Consider the following 15,412-nt stretch of genomic DNA (forward strand, 5'->3'; position numbering starts at 1 on the left):
ATGCTGCGGTAGTATTATACTACTACTTTAGTGTGTTGAACCCATAAAAGGAGAATCTATGACCACTCAGAACCCTGCAAACCGTCCCCGCGCCCTCATTGCCATGAGCGGCGGCGTGGACAGCTCGGTGGCGGCCTGCCTGATGCAGCAGGCGGGCTACGACTGCACCGGCATCACCATGCGGCTTACCCACAACGAAACGCTGGGACAGTCCGGCTACCAGACCTGCTGCTCGGAAAAGGATATCGAGGACGCCGCCGAGGTGGCCTTTGCGCTGGATATGCCGTATCAGGTGCTGGATTTCACCGCTGACTTCCGGGCACAGATCATTGAAAAATTTATCCGCGTCTACGAGGCGGGCGGCACCCCCAACCCCTGCATCGACTGCAATAAATATATGAAGTTCCGCCACCTGCTGGACTGGGCGGAGAAACACGGCATGGAGTATGTGGTCACCGGCCACTACGCCCGGGTGGAGCAGGACGCAGCCACCGGCCGCTGGCTGCTGAAAAAGGGCTTGGACGAGGGCAAGGATCAGAGCTATGTGCTGTATAACCTCACGCAGGAACAGCTGGCACATATCCGTCTGCCGCTGGGTGCGCTGCATAAGACCGAGGTGCGCGAGATCGCCCGGCAGCACAGCTTTATCAACGCCCAGAAGCACGACAGTCAGGATATCTGCTTTGTGCCGGATGGCGACTATGCCCGCTTTATGGAGCAGTTTACCGGCAAGCACTACCCCGCCGGAGATTTTCTGGATCAGAGCGGCAGGGTGGTGGGTACCCACAGCGGCGCAGTGCGCTACACGCTGGGGCAGCGCAAGGGGCTTGGCCTTGCGCTGGGTGCACCGGTGTACGTCTGCGGCAAGGATATGCAGGCCAATACCGTCACCGTCGGGCCGGAAAGCGAGCTGTTTGACCGCATCGTTTACGCAGAGGATGTGAACTGGATCGCCATTCCGGCGCTGACCGAGCCGCTGCGGGTCACCGCCCGCACCCGGTATCATCAGGCCGAGCAGCAGGCCACCGTTTATCCCGCAGAGAACGGTTTCCGGCTGGAATTTGACCAGCCCCAGCGTGCCCCCACCCCGGGACAGGCTGCCGTGCTGTATCAGGGCGATGTGGTGCTGGGCGGCGGCACCATCACCCGCGTAGAAAAGTAAGGAGAACAAAATGCAGGATCAGTATTCCCGCACCCAGCTGCTGCTGGGTGCAGAGGCTATGGAAAAGCTGCACCACGCCCGGGTGGCAGTGTTTGGCATCGGCGGCGTGGGCGGCTACACGGTGGAGGCGCTGGCACGCAGCGGCGTGGGCGCACTGGATCTGATCGACGACGATAAGGTCTGCCTGACCAACCTCAACCGTCAGATCATTGCCACCCGCAGCACGGTAGGACAGTATAAGGTGGATGTAGCGGAACAGCGCATCCACGATATCGACCCCAACATCAAGGTGACCACCCACCGGTGCTTCTTTGGCCCGGAGACGCAGGACGATTTCGATTTTACCCAGTACGACTATGTGGTGGACGCCATCGACACTGTCACCGGCAAGCTGGCGCTGGTGATGAAGTGCAAGGAGGCGGGCACCCCCATCATCTGCTCCATGGGCGCAGGCAACAAGATGGACCCCACCCGCTTTGAGGTGACCGACATCTACAAGACCTCGGTCTGCCCGCTGGCAAAGGTGATGCGCACCGAGTGCCGCAAGCGCAAGATCAAGCACCTGAAGGTGGTCTACTCCAAAGAGCCTGCCATGACCCCCATCGAGGACGACTCCATCAGCTGCAAGAACCACTGCATCTGCCCCCCGGGCACCCAGCGCAAGTGCACTGTGCGCCGCGCAGTGCCGGGCTCCAACGCCTTTGTGCCTTCGGTAGCGGGGCTTATCATCGGCGGCGAGGTCATCAAGGACCTTGTGGGCTTTGTACCGCTGAAGGAATAAGGATACCAAAAGCCACCGGCATCTGCACATTTTTGCAGATGCCGGTGGCTTTTTTACGCGCTGCAGCGTTCCATAACATAAAATTGCAACCAATTTGCAATTTGGTATTGCAATCGGGAAGGATATCGTGTATAATCTACCCTGCATGAAAATGCAAACTGATTGCAAATTGTTGAAAGACGACCCCCTGCGGGTCTTTGGAGCGATTATTTATGGAACTGTTTCTGGATGTTCTGGGCGAAACTCTGGTGGATACTGCCAAGATGCTGCCCTTTCTGTTTTTGGCCTACCTGCTGATCGAGTATATCGAGCACCGCCACGGCGAGCGCATCGAGGCGCTGCTGGCGGGCGGCGGGCGCTGGGGTGCTGTGCCGGGCGCGGTGCTGGGCTGTGTGCCGCAGTGCGGCTTCTCCGCCATTGCGTCCAACTTCTACGCCTCCCGGGTCATCACGCTGGGCACGCTGATGGCGGTGTACCTTGCCACCAGCGACGAAGCGATCCCGCTGCTGGTGTCCATGCCCGCCTACTGGGATAAGCTGGCCGTCCTGATGGTCATCAAGGTGGTGTACGCCATTGTGGTGGGCTTTGTGCTGGACTTTGTGCTGCGGGGCGTGCTGCCCAAGGGGCTGCGGGGCGGCTACACCGGCCATGCGGACGAGGTGGACTGCCATGAGGAGCACAGCGATGCCGAGGGCAACGAAAAGCCCATCTGGCAGGCGGCGCTGCGCCACACGCTGGAGATCTTTGTGTTCATCTTCGCCTTTGGTCTGGTGTTCGGCATGATCGTAGAGGGCGTGGGCGAGGACGTATTCGCCGAGGTGCTGGGCGGCATGGGCTTCTTCCAGCCGGTGGTGGCGGCTCTGGTGGGTCTGATCCCCAACTGCGCCGCCAGCGTGCTGCTGACCCAGCTGTATGTGGAAGGTGCGCTGCGCTTTTCCAGCCTTGTGGCGGGGCTGTGCACCGGTGCGGGTGTGGGCTTGGCTGTGCTGTGGCGCGCCAACCCCTCGTGGAAGCAGAACCTCTTTATCACCGGCCTGACATGGGCCGCCGGTGCCTTTGTGGGCGTGGCGATGCAGGTGGTCGTGGCAGTGTTTGCCTGATAAGGAAAGATATTTTGAATTTCGGGACAGTGGAATGCCTGCGGGTATTCTGCTGTCCCATTTTTCTTTTCCCCCTCTCCCGCTGGACTTTGAAATGTGTTATACTGGAAGAAAACGATGCACACAGGAGAGATGACCATGCAATACAAGATTCTGGCAAGCGATTACGACAACACGCTGATGCCCTTTGGAGAAGCGAAGCCCCGCCCGGCGGTGGTAAAGGCGGTAAAAAAGCTGCAAGCCGCCGGGGGTAAATTCGTGCTCAGCACCGGCCGCTCCTACCCGGGCATCCGGGATAAAAACCAGCTGGGCGGCATCCGGTACGACTACGCAATTACCTGCAACGGTGCCTGCGTGGTGGACAGGCAGGGCAACGTAATAGCCGAGCATCCGCTTACCAGTGAGGAAATGTATGTGCTGGTGGATTTTTGCGAGGATTATAACTACCCGCTGCAATTCAACTTCCGGGATGCCTATTACGCCTACTGCGAGTACGAGTATCTGCATACCGGCTATCAGAGGATGAACAGCCCCGGGCTGGACTGCGTGGACGGCGAGGATCAGGACAGGCATTTAGAGGATATGCCCCACGCCGCCTTTGCCGCCATGCCGCCGCAGGAGGTGGAGCGCTTCCACGAAAAATACGGCTACCTTGGTCTGCACTGGATGCAGGTGGGCGCGCAGAACGCGGACGGCTACTGCTACTATGATATCGTGCGCGGCGGCATGGATAAGGGCGTAGGACTTGCCGACCTGTGTGCACAGATGGGGCTTACGCTGGCCGATGCCGTGGCCGTGGGCGATTCGGCCAATGATGTGGGAATGCTGAAGGTCGCAGGTCTGAGCGCTTGCATGGCAAACGGCACCCCGGACGCCAAGGCCGCTGCCGACCGGATCATCGGGGACGTGCGGGAGGACGGCGTGGCGGCGCTGATCGAGGAGCTGTGGTTCGACGGCCCCCGCGCGGAGCCCTCCGGCAAAGACCTTGGCTCTGCATGGGGCAATATTGAAAGCGCAGGCGGCAGCTTATGAGCTTTGCACCGGTGTACGATGACCGCAGCCGGGCGCTGATTTTAGGCACATGGCCCAGCCCCAAAAGCCGGGAGATGGCCTTTTACTACGGCCACCCGCAAAACCGGTTCTGGCCGCTGCTGGCGGCGCTGACCGGGGAGCCACTGCCCGCGCGGGAGGATATCGCCGCCAAAAAGCAGCTGCTTTTGCGCCACGGGCTGGCGCTGTGGGATACGCTGGAAAGCTGCACCATCACCGGCGCATCAGATGCTTCCATCCGGGATGTGGTGCCCAACGATATCGCCGGGCTGCTGCGCAAAGCACCTATCCGGGCGGTGTTCTGCAACGGCGCTACGGCATACCGCATCTACACAAAATATCAGCAGCCGCTTACCGGCATCCCGGCTGTCCGTCTGCCCAGTACAAGCCCCGCCAATGCTGCCTGCAGCCCTGCCCGGCTGGAAGCGCTTTGGGGCGCAGCGCTGGCAGACTGGATCGTAAAATGATGACAAGGCTGTAAATTCTTTTGCGGGATACTTGCGTTTTTTTGCGGACGTTGTATTATGGATATCATAAGGGGCGCACTGCCCCGGACAAGGAGAAATGACCATGAGCAAGATCATCCGCACCCAAAAGCCCAGCGTGCTGCCCTTTTATGCAATGGCGCTGGTGTTCGTGGTGCTGTGCGCGGTGCTGCCGGTGTATAAATTATGGGCGCTGCTGGTGGCGCTGGGCGGTGCCGCCGTGGCCTTTGGCGTGGCAAAAAAGACCTGCCCGCCCCGGGTGGTGGAGCACGAGGTACCTTTCCACACCGGTGTGGAGGATGTGGACCAGATGCTGACCGACATCCAGCAGAAACTGGACACCTTGCATGCGCTGAATGAAGCGTTGCCCGACCCGCAGCTGTCCGCCGCCATGACCCGCATGGAAAAGGCAGGGCGCTCTATCGTGGAGGCGGTGGAGACAAACCCCGCCAAGGCAAAGCAGGTGCGCCGGTTTGCCAACTACTATCTGCCGGACGCCGTAAACGTTTTGCAGCAGTACGCAAAGCTTGCAAAGCAGGGTGTGCGGGGTGAGAATGCCGCCGCCATCCGCGCCGAGGTGGAGCACAACGCCGCCTCCATTGCCACGGCTTTTGAAAACCAGCTGGATGCCCTGTACGCGGCAGAGAGCATGGATCTGTCCGCAGACCTGACCGTTTTGCAGAATATGCTGAAAGGGCAGGGTCTGAGCAAGTAAAACTGGAATATCCCCTTGGGATTTTGAAAGGAAGGAATCACTTATGGCTGACAATAACCTGAACTTTGATCTGGATGCCCCCGCAGTGCCCACCCTGACGCTGGACCCCACCCCCGCTGCTGTGCCGCAGGAGGAAAAGCCCGCCGCTGCCCCCGCCCCGGAGGCACAGGTGAAGCTGACCCCCGAGGAACAGGCCATGGTGGATCAGTTTGCCCAGAAGATCGACATCACCAACAGCCAGCAGGTGCTGCAGTACGGCTCGGCCTGCCAGAAGAAGATCGGCGATTTCTCCGAAGCAGCCCTCTCCAAGGTGTCCACCAAGGATCTGGGCGAGGTGGGCGATATGATCACCGACCTCATTGGCGAGCTGAAGAGCTTTGACGCCAACGAGGAGCAGCAGAAGGGCATTATGGGCTTCTTCAAGAAGAAAACCAGCCAGCTGGATGCCCTCAAGACCAAGTACGACAAGACCGAGACCAATGTGGAAAAGATCCAGTCCATGCTGGAAGCCCATCAGGTGCAGCTGCTCAAGGATATCGCCATGCTGGATAAGATGTACGAGCTGAACATGGCCTACTTCAAGGAGCTGAGCATGTATATCCTTGCAGGCAAGAAAAAGCTGGCCGATGTACGCGCCAACGAATTGCAGCAGGCCATGGACAAGGCCAAGGTCTCCGGTCTGCCGGAGGACGCGCAGGCCGCCCGCGACCTTGCCGACCAGTGCGAGCGCTTTGAGAAAAAGCTGTATGATCTGGAGCTGACCCGCAACATCAGTTTGCAGATGGGGCCCCAGATCCGTCTGCTGCAAAACAACAACACCATGATGGCGGAAAAGATCCAGTCCACCATCGTGAACACCATCCCCCTGTGGAAGAACCAGATGGTGCTGGCACTGGGTCTGGCACACAGCCAGCAGGCCATGCAGGCTGAGCGCGCTGTGACCAACATGACCAACGACCTGCTGAAGAAGAACGCCGAGGCGCTGAAGCTGGGCACCATCGAGACCGCCAAGGAGAGCCAGCGCGGCATCGTGGATATCGAGACCCTGCAGCAGACCAACAAGAGCCTGATCGAGACGCTGGACGAGCTGAATAAGATCCAGAGCGAGGGCCGCGCAAAGCGTGCCGCCGCCGAGCAGGAGCTGACCCGCATCGAGGACGAGCTGAAAACCAAAATGATGGAGATCCGGAGCTGAAATGGCAAACGCTGATTTTTCTCAGAACAAAAAACAAGCCGCGCCCGGCGGCTTTGACGCGGGCAGCTACCGCGAAAAAGCAAAGCCGGAGCAGGCCGTAACGCTGACGCCCCGCCAGCAGAAGTTGGCTGCACTGGAAGCAAAGCTGCCCGCAGCGCTTTCCACCCGGGCGGCGGCGCTGGCTTTGAGCGTGGTGGTGATGCTGGCCGCTTTTTTCGGCTTTGGCAGCGCCAAGCTGCGCGGCAAATACAACACCGCCCGCCAGTGGTTCACCGCAGGGGTCGCCGCCGACAACGGCTATAACCTGAGCGAGGAGCTGACCACCAGGGAGAATACGGCGGCGAATATCCTGACCACCGCCTCCAACACCCTTGGCGCAGACAACGCCGAGGTGCTGGCTGCGCAGACGGCGCTGAACGATTTCTCCGCTTGTCTGCAAGCGGTGCAGAACGGCGGCAAAAGCCAGTCGCTGACCTCGCTGCCCTATTATCAGGGCAGCACGATGCACGCGCTGTATCAGGCCGATCAGGCATTGGGTACCGCCATCGACCAGCTGTATGCAAAATTGCAGGAGCAGGCCGCCGACCCCATGAAGATGGGCGCGGTGCAGGGGCAGTACGGTCAGTTCAACAGCGCAGCCACCATCATTGGCACCTTGCAGTATAATACAGCGGTATATGAATATCAGAAGGAAGTCGGCGGCTTCCCGGCCAGTGTGCTGGGCGCAGTTGCCGGCGTGAAGGAGGTTGAGCCCTTCGCATGAAAAACTTTGCAAAACGCATCAGCGCACTGGTGCTGGTGTGGGTGGTGTGTCTGTCTGCCCTCAGCCCGGCCTATGCAGCGAAAGCCGACCTGCCGGAGCTGCCCAAGGACCAGTGTGTGGTGGATGAGGCCGACGTCCTTAACAGCAGCACAGAGCAGACCATCATCGACCTGAACAACCAGCTGCAGGCCAACTGCAAAGGAGCCACCATCGGTGTACTGACAGTAGAATATACGGGTAATGATTCCACAGAGGATTACGCTGTGCAGGCGGCCAATGCCTGGGGCATTGGTTCTTCTACCGGCAAAAATGGTGTGCTGATCCTGTTGGTAATGGAGACCCAGCAGTACGCCGACGGCGATTACTATATTGCCACAGGTGACGGCTTCCGCAACACTACCTTGGAAAAGCAGGCCAGCGCCATTGCCCAGACCATGGAAGATCAGTTTGCCGCAAAGGATTATGACGGCGCAGTGACCACCTGTGCCCGGAATGTGGCAAACACCATCGCAGATATTTACGGGGTCAGCCTTTCCGGCAGCGCCGGCAACGGCAGCACCGTGCAGCCCGGGCATCAGGGCAGCCAGAGCAGCGGCGGCAGCGCCCTGACCGACATCCTGACCCTTGTGGTCAGCGTTGTGCTGCTCATCGTCATCATCCGGTCGGTGGCCTATGTTTTTGCCAGCCCCTGCGGCTGGCTGTGGTGCTTCGGCGGACCCCGTCCTCCCCGCGGACGGCGCGGCCCGCCGCCGCCCCCACCGGGCGGCTTCTACGGCGGCTCCCGCGGCCCCCGGCCTCCGCGCGGCGGCGGCTTTGGCGGCATGGGCGGCGGCTCCTTCGGGGGCGGTGCCGGGCGCGGCGGTTTCGGCGGCGGCAGCTTTGGCGGCGGCTTCGGGGGCATGGGCGGCGGCAGCTTCCACGGCGGCGGCGGTGGCCGTGGGCGGTAATGAGAATAAAAAGAGAAAGGCGGTGGCGCTTTACCACTGCCTTTCTCTTTTTTACGCCTTTTATCGTGAACGAAATTCATTTGACAAAACAATTTTTGTAACTTATACTAGATGGCATTACGAAAAATAAAGGAAGTATCTGTCATGCTGACTCTGGATAAGATCTACCACGCCGCCTTTGTGCTGAAGGACGTGGCGAGAAAGACCGACCTCATCGAAGCCCCCAAGCTGTCCAAGGACTGCCAGCTGTACCTCAAGACCGAGAACCTGCAGGCTACCGGCAGCTTTAAGGTGCGGGGCGCTTACTATAAAATCAGCCAGCTTTCCGAGGAGGAAAGCGCAAAGGGCGTCATTGCCTGTTCTGCGGGCAACCATGCGCAGGGCGTGGCGCTGGCGGCTACCCGGCGCGGCATCCGCAGCATCGTCTGTATGCCGGACGGCGCGCCCCTGATGAAGGTGGAGAACACCAAAAATCTGGGCGCAGAGGTCTGCCTTGTGCCCGGCACCTACGATGAAGCCCACGATAAGGCCGTGCAGTTGCAAAAGGAGTACGACATGACCTTTATCCACCCCTACGATGACGAGCAGGTCATCGCCGGGCAGGGAACCATTGGCTTGGAGATCCTTGACCAGCTGCCGGATGTGGACGCTGTGGTGGTGCCGGTGGGCGGCGGCGGACTGATCTCCGGCATCGCTTTTGCCATTAAGACCCTGCGCCCGGAGGTCAAGGTGTACGGCGTACAGGCCGAGGGTGCTCCCAGTATGTACCGCAGCCTGCACGAGCACAAGTACCAGACCCTGAAAGCTGCTTCCACCTTTGCGGACGGCATTCAGGTCAAGACCCCGGGCGAGCTGACCTACCAGCTGTGCGAGCAGTATGTGGACGATATTGTTACCGTGACCGAGGACGAGACCGCAGCGGCCATTCTCTCCCTGATGGAGAACCAGAAGCTGGTGGCCGAGGGTGCAGGCGCTGTGCCGGTGGCGGCGGTGCTGTTCCACAAGCTGCCGGTAGAGGGCAAAAAGGTGGCCTGCGTCATCTCCGGCGGCAACATTGATGTGAACATCCTGAACCGCGTCATCACCCGCGGTCTTGTGATGAGCGGCCGCAAGGCCAACCTGACCATCGCACTGGAGGACAAGCCCGGCCAGCTGAAAAAGGTGGCCGAGGTGGTATCCCGCTGCGGCAGCAATGTGGTGTCGGTGCAGCATGACGGCTCCGACCCCAATATGCCCATTTCCAGCTGCTTCCTCAAGCTGACGCTGGAGACCCGCGATGCCGCCCAGATCGAGCAGATCCGCACCGAGCTGACCAAGTCCGGTTTCCAGCTGGTCAGCGAGCGGGTGTAAACTTCATCGTTTGCAAGAGTGAAAGCCTTCCCCCAGACGGGGGAAGGTGGATGCGAACGTGGTGAGCAGACGGATGAGGGCGCAGGCAAGCAGCAGCTTACGGGAAATTACTCCCTCATCCGGCTCTATCCGAAGAAAAAAGCAAATTTGTTCTAAACCTGATGTAATATAAAGGAGAAAATATACCATGAAAGTCGTTTCTACCACCAACGCACCTGCCGCCATCGGCCCTTACAGTCAGGCACTGGATCTGGGCAACATGGTGTTTGTGTCCGGGCAGATCCCGGTAGACCCCGCTACCGGCACCATGGCTGATACCGTGGAGCAGCAGGCTGCCCAGAGCCTTGCCAACCTGAAGGCGATTCTGGCCGAGGCGGGGCTTTCCATGAACAACGTGGTCAAGACGGTGATCTTTTTGGCCGACATCAACGATTTTGCCGCAGTGAACGCAGAGTACGCCAAGGCCTTTGCCGAGCCGTTCCCCGCCCGCAGCTGCGTGCAGGTGGCAGCCATCCCCAAGGGCGCAAAGCTGGAGATCGAGTGCATCGCCGTGCGGGACTGAGCAAAAAAATAAGAGAACAAAAGCGGGACACCGGAGCATCCTAAGACGCTTTGGTGTCCCGTCTTTTTGCATTACATTTGGAAAACCGGTTTTTACTTCTGCACACCGGCCTCGCATTGCTCGATGAACTGCTTGGCCACCCGGGGGCTGCGGCCACCGGCGCGCAGGGCGAAGGCCTCGGCCTTGAGCAGCAGCTGCTCGGTGGGCATCTGGATGTTGTGCTGTTTTGCCAGTTCCTCCAGAATGGTCTCGAACCGGGCCTTTTCCGGCCGCTGGAAGGTGACCGTCAGGCCGAACCGGGCGGAAAGGCTCATCAGCTCCTGCCGGGTATCGGCTTCGTGGATGTCATCGCCGGTGCGGTCCGAGAGGGTCTCCTTGATGAGGTGGCGGCGGTTGGAGGTGGCGTACACCGCAATGTTCTGGGCGCGTCCGCCTACACTGCCCTCCAGAATGGCCTTCAGGGCGGCAAAGTTGTCGTCGTTGGCGGTAAAACTCAGGTCGTCGATGAACAAAATGAACTTGAGCGGGTTTGCCGCCAGCTTGTCCATCAGGTCGGGGATCTGGTACAGCTGATTCTTTTTCACCTCCACCAGTCGCAGTCCCTCGGGCGCAAACTCGTTGGCAATGGCCTTTACCGCGCTGGATTTGCCGGTACCGGCGTCACCGTACAGCAGCACATTGTTGGCGGGCATCCCGGCCAGCAGTGCCTTTGTGTTGGCGATCACCTTTTCCCGCTCCTTTTCGTAGCCGGGCAGTTCGGAAAGGCGCTGCGGGTCGGGGTACTTTACTGGTACAAGCTGGCCGTTCTCCACCGTGAATACATGGTGCTTTGCAAACATACCGTAGCCCTTTTTGCCCACCTCGCTCATGCGCTGGGCGTAGGCGGCGGCAAGATCAAGCTCACAGGTCTGCCACCGGGGCAGAAACGCCAGCTCCGGCCGCTGCGCCTGTTCAGAGTAGGCGGTCTGGAACAGATCGTCCAGCGTCAGCCCGCACAGCTGCTGCAAAAATTGCAGCTCGCTGTCCAGGGCGCTCTGCAGCAGCGCGTCCAGCTGCCCGGCAGCGGCCTGCCGCACACAGATGGTCTCGGTCTCCAGCACGGCATTGCTCAGGTAGCTGCTCCAGTTGGTGGTGTACTCAAACAAAGCGGCCTCAAAGGCGGCTACGGCATCGCACACCGGACTGTAGGAAGAACTGCCGGCCTCCATGCGGTCGGTCAGGTCTAAAAGCCTTGCCACAACAGGGTCGTTCAGCAGGGCGCGGAACACAACAAGCCCATGCAGATGGGCATTCCATTCTCTTAATTTCATAGGTCGATCCCTTTTCCTCTCCATTGGCACATACCCTACAAAACGCAGGTACGCGGATATCAAAAGTATACAGCGGTTTGGGCGGGGATGCAAGGGGTGTTAAAAACGCTTCATCTTTGTGGTGATTCAGGTTACAAATTGTCGATTGACAAAAGCCCGGTTTATAGTATAATTTACATCAACAAATGCGCAGATGGGAAAAAGTACCACACGATCCCCACTGTTCAGAGAGCTGCCGTCTGGTGCAAGGCAGTCAGCGTTTCGTGCGGAAAATCATCCCGGAGCAGCCTGCCCAACGGGTGCAAAACCCTTGTAAGCAGCGCCGGTTGCAGCCGTTACCGTGCAGGGCTTTGTTGGAAGCCCGTGAGAGGGTGTGCACAGCACGCCAACGAGAGTGGTACCGCAGAGAGCTTGATGTTACAAGGTCTTTGTCTCTTGAAGAAAGCAGGGGACAAGGGCTTTTTCTTTTTCAAAAGCTCTCCCTGAGGGAATGGATAAGAAGTGGAACAGGAATAGGAATAGGAGCAACACCATGCAGTTGAATGGTTCTCAGATCTTTGTAGAGGTCCTGTGCGAGCAGGGAGTGGACACTCTTTTTGGCTACCCCGGCGGCGCTGTGCTGAACCTTTACGACGAGCTGTATAAAAATGCCGACCGCATCACCCATGTGCTTACCGCCCACGAGCAGGGCGCAGCCCATGCAGCGGACGGCTACGCCCGCGCCACCGGCCGCACCGGCGTGGTGCTGGCCACCAGCGGCCCGGGTGCCACCAATCTGGTCACCGGCATTGCCACCGCCTATATGGACTCGGTGCCCATGGTGGCCTTTACCGGCAACGTGCCCACCAGCAGCATTGGCAAGGACGGCTTTCAGGAAGCTTACATTGAGGGCATCACGGTGCCCATCACAAAGCATAATTTCACGGTGCGCCGGGTAGAGGACCTGGCCGATACCATGCGGGCAGCCTTCCGCATTGCACAGAGCGGCCGCAAAGGCCCGGTGCTGGTGGATATCCCCAAGGACGTGACCGCAGCAGTGTGCGAGTTCACCCCCAAGCAGCCGGAGCCCATCCGCACCGTGACTACCTATAATGAGGAGCAGGTGCACTGGGCGGCAGACCTCATCAACGCCGCCCAGCGTCCGCTGGTGTACTTTGGCGGCGGCGTGCGCAGCGCAGCCAGCTGCCAGCCGTTGCGGGATCTGCTGCACAAGGCGGAGATTCCCGCCACCTACACCCTGATGGCCGCAGGCGTTGTGCCCTATGGTGACCCGATGAATCTGGGCATGCTGGGGATGCACGGCTGCTACACCTCCAACCGGGCGGTGGCAGAGTGCGATGTGCTCATCGCGGTGGGCACCCGCTTTTCCGACCGCGTGGCGCTGAACCCCAAGACCTTTGCCAAAAACGCTACCATTATCCAGATCGACATTGATGCCAGCGAGCTGGGCAAGAACGTGGACGTGGATCTTTCCATCGTGGGCGATGCTGCCTATGTGCTGAACGCCATGCTGCCCCAGATCAAGCCCGCCAAGCACCCGGACTGGATGAAGATGATCCAGAGCTGGCAGGCACAGGACTACCACCCTGTGTCCGACCCCACCCGGCTGATGCCCCATCAGGTCATCGGCGAGGTGTGCAACCAGTGCGGTCCCGAGGCCGTGTACGTTACCGACGTGGGCCAGCACCAGATGTGGGCGGCGCAGTACCTGCGCCACACCAAGAGCCGCGGCTTTATCACCAGCGGCGGCCTTGGAACCATGGGCTTTGGCTACGGTGCCGCCATTGGTGCCCAGATGGCACTGGGACGCCAGCAGCGTGTGGTGATGTTTACCGGCGACGGCTCCTTCCACATGAACCTGAACGAAGCCTGCACTGCCGTCAGCTACGAGCTGCCCATCATCACGGTCATCTTCAATAACTCGGTGCTGGGCATGGTGCGGCAGTGGCAGACCAGCTTCTACGGCAAGCGTTACAGCCAGACCGACCCCCACCGCAAGACCGATTTTGTCAAGCTGGCAGACGGCTTTGGCCTGAAGGGCTACCGCTGCACCAACCTGCCGGAGTTTCAGGAAGCCTTTGCAGATGCCCTGCAGCAGAAAGGCCCCACCTGGATCGAGTGCATCATCGACAAGGACGAAAAGGTGCTGCCCATGATCCCCGGCGGCGGCGATATCAACGACATCATCATGGAATAAGGAGGACACAGCATCATGGAATCTGATCAGCGCAGGGTCATCAGCCTGCTGGTGGACAACCAGAGCGGCGTTCTGGCCCGGGTGTCCAACCTGTTCTGCCGCCGCGGCTTCAACATCGACAGCCTTACGGTGTCCGCCACCAACGACCCGGCAGTCAGCCGCATCACGGTGACCATTACCAGTGACGAAAAGGCTTTGCAGCAGCTGGTATTGCAGACCGAGCGTCTGGAAGTCACCCGGCAGGTGTTCGTGCTGGACAGCGAAAAATCGCTGGAGCGGGAGCTATTGCTGCTCAAGGTGGAATCGGACGTGCACAACCGCACCGAGCTGCGGGAGATCGCCTGCATCTACAAAGCAAAGATCATTGATCTTTCCCCGGACAGCATGGTGTTTGAACTCATCGGCCGGCCGGACAAGCTGGACGCATTCTTAAAAATGTTCGAGGGCTACAACATCCTTGAGCTGTGCCGCACCGGCGTTACCGCACTGGAGCGCGGCGGGATGCACCAGCATATCCAGAAGCCGCCGCAGGAGGTGCGCTCCGTCCAGCTGCCCCCGCCGGGCGCAAGACGGGCATAAATCACATTGCTTTTCCGCTCAGGGTGAGCGAAAGATAGAACAGAGCATACAAGACCGGAAGATAAACCAACCAGAAAAAGTAAAAGGAGACTAACGATTATGGCTATCAAGAAATACTACGATTCCGACTGCAACCTCGGCGTGCTGGACGGCAAGACCGTCGCTGTCATCGGCTTCGGCAGCCAGGGTCATGCACACTCTGAGAATCTGGCCGAAAGCGGCGTCAACGTTGTGGTCGGCCTGCGCAAGGGCTCTGCCCACTGGGCAAAGGCTTCTGAGTTCGCTGCCACCCACGAAAACTTCAAGGTGATGGAAGTGGAAGAGGCTGCCAAGGCCGGCGATGTTGTTATGATGCTGGTGCCCGACGAGCTGTGCGCCGATATCTACAACACGCAGGTGGCTCCCTACATGACCGAGGGCAAGGCACTGGCCTTTGCACACGGCTTCAACATCCACTTCAAGACCATCACCGCTCCCAAGAATGTGGACGTTATCATGATCGCTCCCAAGGGCCCCGGCCACATTGTCCGCCGCCTGTACACCGAGGGTGAGGGCTGCCCCTCTCTGATCTGCGTGGAGCAGGACTACACCGGCAAGGCTAAGGATATCGCTCTGGCATACGCTTCCGGCATCGGCGCAGGCCGCGCAGGCATCCTGCAGACCACCTTCAAGGAGGAGACCGAGACCGATCTGTTCGGCGAGCAGGCCGTGCTGTGCGGCGGTGTTTCCGAGCTGATCCACGCCGGTTTCGATACGCTGGTGGAGGCCGGTTACGAGCCCGAGATGGCCTACTTTGAGACCTGCCACGAGATGAAGCTGATCGTTGACCTGATCAACGAGGGCGGCTTCTCCAAGATGCGCTACTCCATCTCCAACACCGCTGAGTACGGCGACTACCGCACCGGCAAGCGCCTGATCACCGAGGAGACCCGCAAGGAGATGAAGAAGGTTCTGACCGAGATCCAGGACGGCACCTTTGCTTCCGAGTTCCTGACCGAGATGAGCCCCAAGGGCGGCCGCAAGGTGCACTTCCTTGCCAAGCGCCGCATGGAGGCTGAGCTGCCCATTGAGAAGGTGGGTGCTGAACTGCGCAGCATGATGAGCTGGCTGAAGAAGTAATGAACTCCCCCAGTCGCCTGCGGCGCCAGCCCCCTCAAAGAGGGAACCTTTTGTCTGACCGCAGCGTGAAGCCTCCCTCCGTGAGGGAGGTGGCATC

15 protein-coding genes and 1 other annotated feature are annotated in these 15,412 nt (G+C 59.7%); of the genes, 14 read left to right on the forward strand and 1 reads right to left on the reverse strand.

What is annotated here, in order from left to right:
* Positions 1 to 58: 58 nt before the first annotated feature.
* From mnmA to ACXPUX_RS05345, 11 genes are all read left to right on the forward strand, one after another.
* Positions 59 to 1,162 (forward strand): tRNA 2-thiouridine(34) synthase MnmA, encoded by a 1,104-nt coding sequence (gene mnmA / locus ACXPUX_RS05295; protein WP_458830579.1) that lies wholly within the window; start codon positions 59 to 61, stop codon positions 1,160 to 1,162.
* Between the two features lie 10 nt (positions 1,163 to 1,172).
* A complete protein-coding gene (locus ACXPUX_RS05300) occupies positions 1,173 to 1,943 on the forward strand; it encodes a tRNA threonylcarbamoyladenosine dehydratase (RefSeq protein WP_458830581.1) in 771 nt (256 codons plus the stop codon).
* A gap of 212 nt (positions 1,944 to 2,155) precedes the next feature.
* Positions 2,156 to 3,043: a putative manganese transporter gene (locus tag ACXPUX_RS05305; RefSeq protein WP_458830582.1), complete on the forward strand. Its 888-nt coding sequence runs from the start codon at positions 2,156 to 2,158 to the stop codon at positions 3,041 to 3,043.
* A 138-nt stretch (positions 3,044 to 3,181) separates the two neighbouring features.
* Positions 3,182 to 4,075, forward strand: coding sequence for an HAD family hydrolase (locus ACXPUX_RS05310; RefSeq protein ID WP_458830584.1), 894 nt, complete (start codon positions 3,182 to 3,184; stop codon positions 4,073 to 4,075).
* A complete protein-coding gene (locus ACXPUX_RS05315; RefSeq protein WP_249240650.1) occupies positions 4,072 to 4,560 on the forward strand; it encodes a DNA-deoxyinosine glycosylase in 489 nt (162 codons plus the stop codon). Before ACXPUX_RS05310 ends, ACXPUX_RS05315 begins: the two co-directional genes overlap by 4 nt.
* 103 nt (positions 4,561 to 4,663) lie before the next feature.
* Positions 4,664 to 5,293: a 5-bromo-4-chloroindolyl phosphate hydrolysis family protein gene (locus tag ACXPUX_RS05320; protein WP_458830586.1), complete on the forward strand. Its 630-nt coding sequence runs from the start codon at positions 4,664 to 4,666 to the stop codon at positions 5,291 to 5,293.
* A gap of 43 nt (positions 5,294 to 5,336) precedes the next feature.
* Positions 5,337 to 6,488, forward strand: coding sequence for a toxic anion resistance protein (locus ACXPUX_RS05325; RefSeq protein WP_458830588.1), 1,152 nt, complete (start codon positions 5,337 to 5,339; stop codon positions 6,486 to 6,488).
* Position 6,489: 1 nt separating this feature from the next.
* Positions 6,490 to 7,251, forward strand: coding sequence for a LemA (locus tag ACXPUX_RS05330; protein WP_458830590.1), 762 nt, complete (start codon positions 6,490 to 6,492; stop codon positions 7,249 to 7,251).
* On the forward strand, positions 7,248 to 8,198 hold the full coding sequence (locus tag ACXPUX_RS05335; RefSeq protein ID WP_458830592.1) for a TPM domain-containing protein: 951 nt from the start codon (positions 7,248 to 7,250) through the stop codon (positions 8,196 to 8,198). Before ACXPUX_RS05330 ends, ACXPUX_RS05335 begins: the two co-directional genes overlap by 4 nt.
* Positions 8,199 to 8,342: 144 nt before the next feature.
* Complete coding sequence (ilvA, locus tag ACXPUX_RS05340; protein ID WP_458830594.1) at positions 8,343 to 9,548, forward strand: threonine ammonia-lyase; 1,206 nt, start codon at positions 8,343 to 8,345, stop codon at positions 9,546 to 9,548.
* A gap of 187 nt (positions 9,549 to 9,735) precedes the next feature.
* On the forward strand, positions 9,736 to 10,110 hold the full coding sequence (locus ACXPUX_RS05345; protein ID WP_055186970.1) for a RidA family protein: 375 nt from the start codon (positions 9,736 to 9,738) through the stop codon (positions 10,108 to 10,110).
* 92 nt (positions 10,111 to 10,202) lie between these two features.
* Here the strand turns inward: ACXPUX_RS05345 and ACXPUX_RS05350 are convergent, their stop codons facing one another.
* Positions 10,203 to 11,420: an ATP-binding protein gene (locus tag ACXPUX_RS05350; protein WP_458830596.1), complete on the reverse strand. Its 1,218-nt coding sequence runs from the start codon at positions 11,418 to 11,420 to the stop codon at positions 10,203 to 10,205.
* 181 nt (positions 11,421 to 11,601) lie between these two features.
* Positions 11,602 to 11,859, forward strand: a binding site (T-box leader).
* Between the two features lie 93 nt (positions 11,860 to 11,952).
* Here ACXPUX_RS05350 and ilvB point away from each other — a divergent pair.
* The 3 genes from ilvB to ilvC all read left to right on the forward strand — a co-directional run bounded on the left by ilvB (position 11,953) and on the right by ilvC (position 15,315).
* The gene (gene ilvB, locus ACXPUX_RS05355; protein WP_458830598.1) at positions 11,953 to 13,617 is read left to right on the forward strand and encodes a biosynthetic-type acetolactate synthase large subunit; all 1,665 of its coding nucleotides are present in this window, start codon (positions 11,953 to 11,955) and stop codon (positions 13,615 to 13,617) included.
* Between the two features lie 15 nt (positions 13,618 to 13,632).
* A complete protein-coding gene (gene ilvN, locus ACXPUX_RS05360; RefSeq protein ID WP_458830600.1) occupies positions 13,633 to 14,196 on the forward strand; it encodes an acetolactate synthase small subunit in 564 nt (187 codons plus the stop codon).
* 99 nt (positions 14,197 to 14,295) lie between these two features.
* Complete coding sequence (gene ilvC, locus ACXPUX_RS05365; protein ID WP_055186968.1) at positions 14,296 to 15,315, forward strand: ketol-acid reductoisomerase; 1,020 nt, start codon at positions 14,296 to 14,298, stop codon at positions 15,313 to 15,315.
* Positions 15,316 to 15,412 lie beyond the last annotated feature (97 nt).

The organism is Faecalibacterium sp. PGM34 (genome assembly GCF_054456555.1).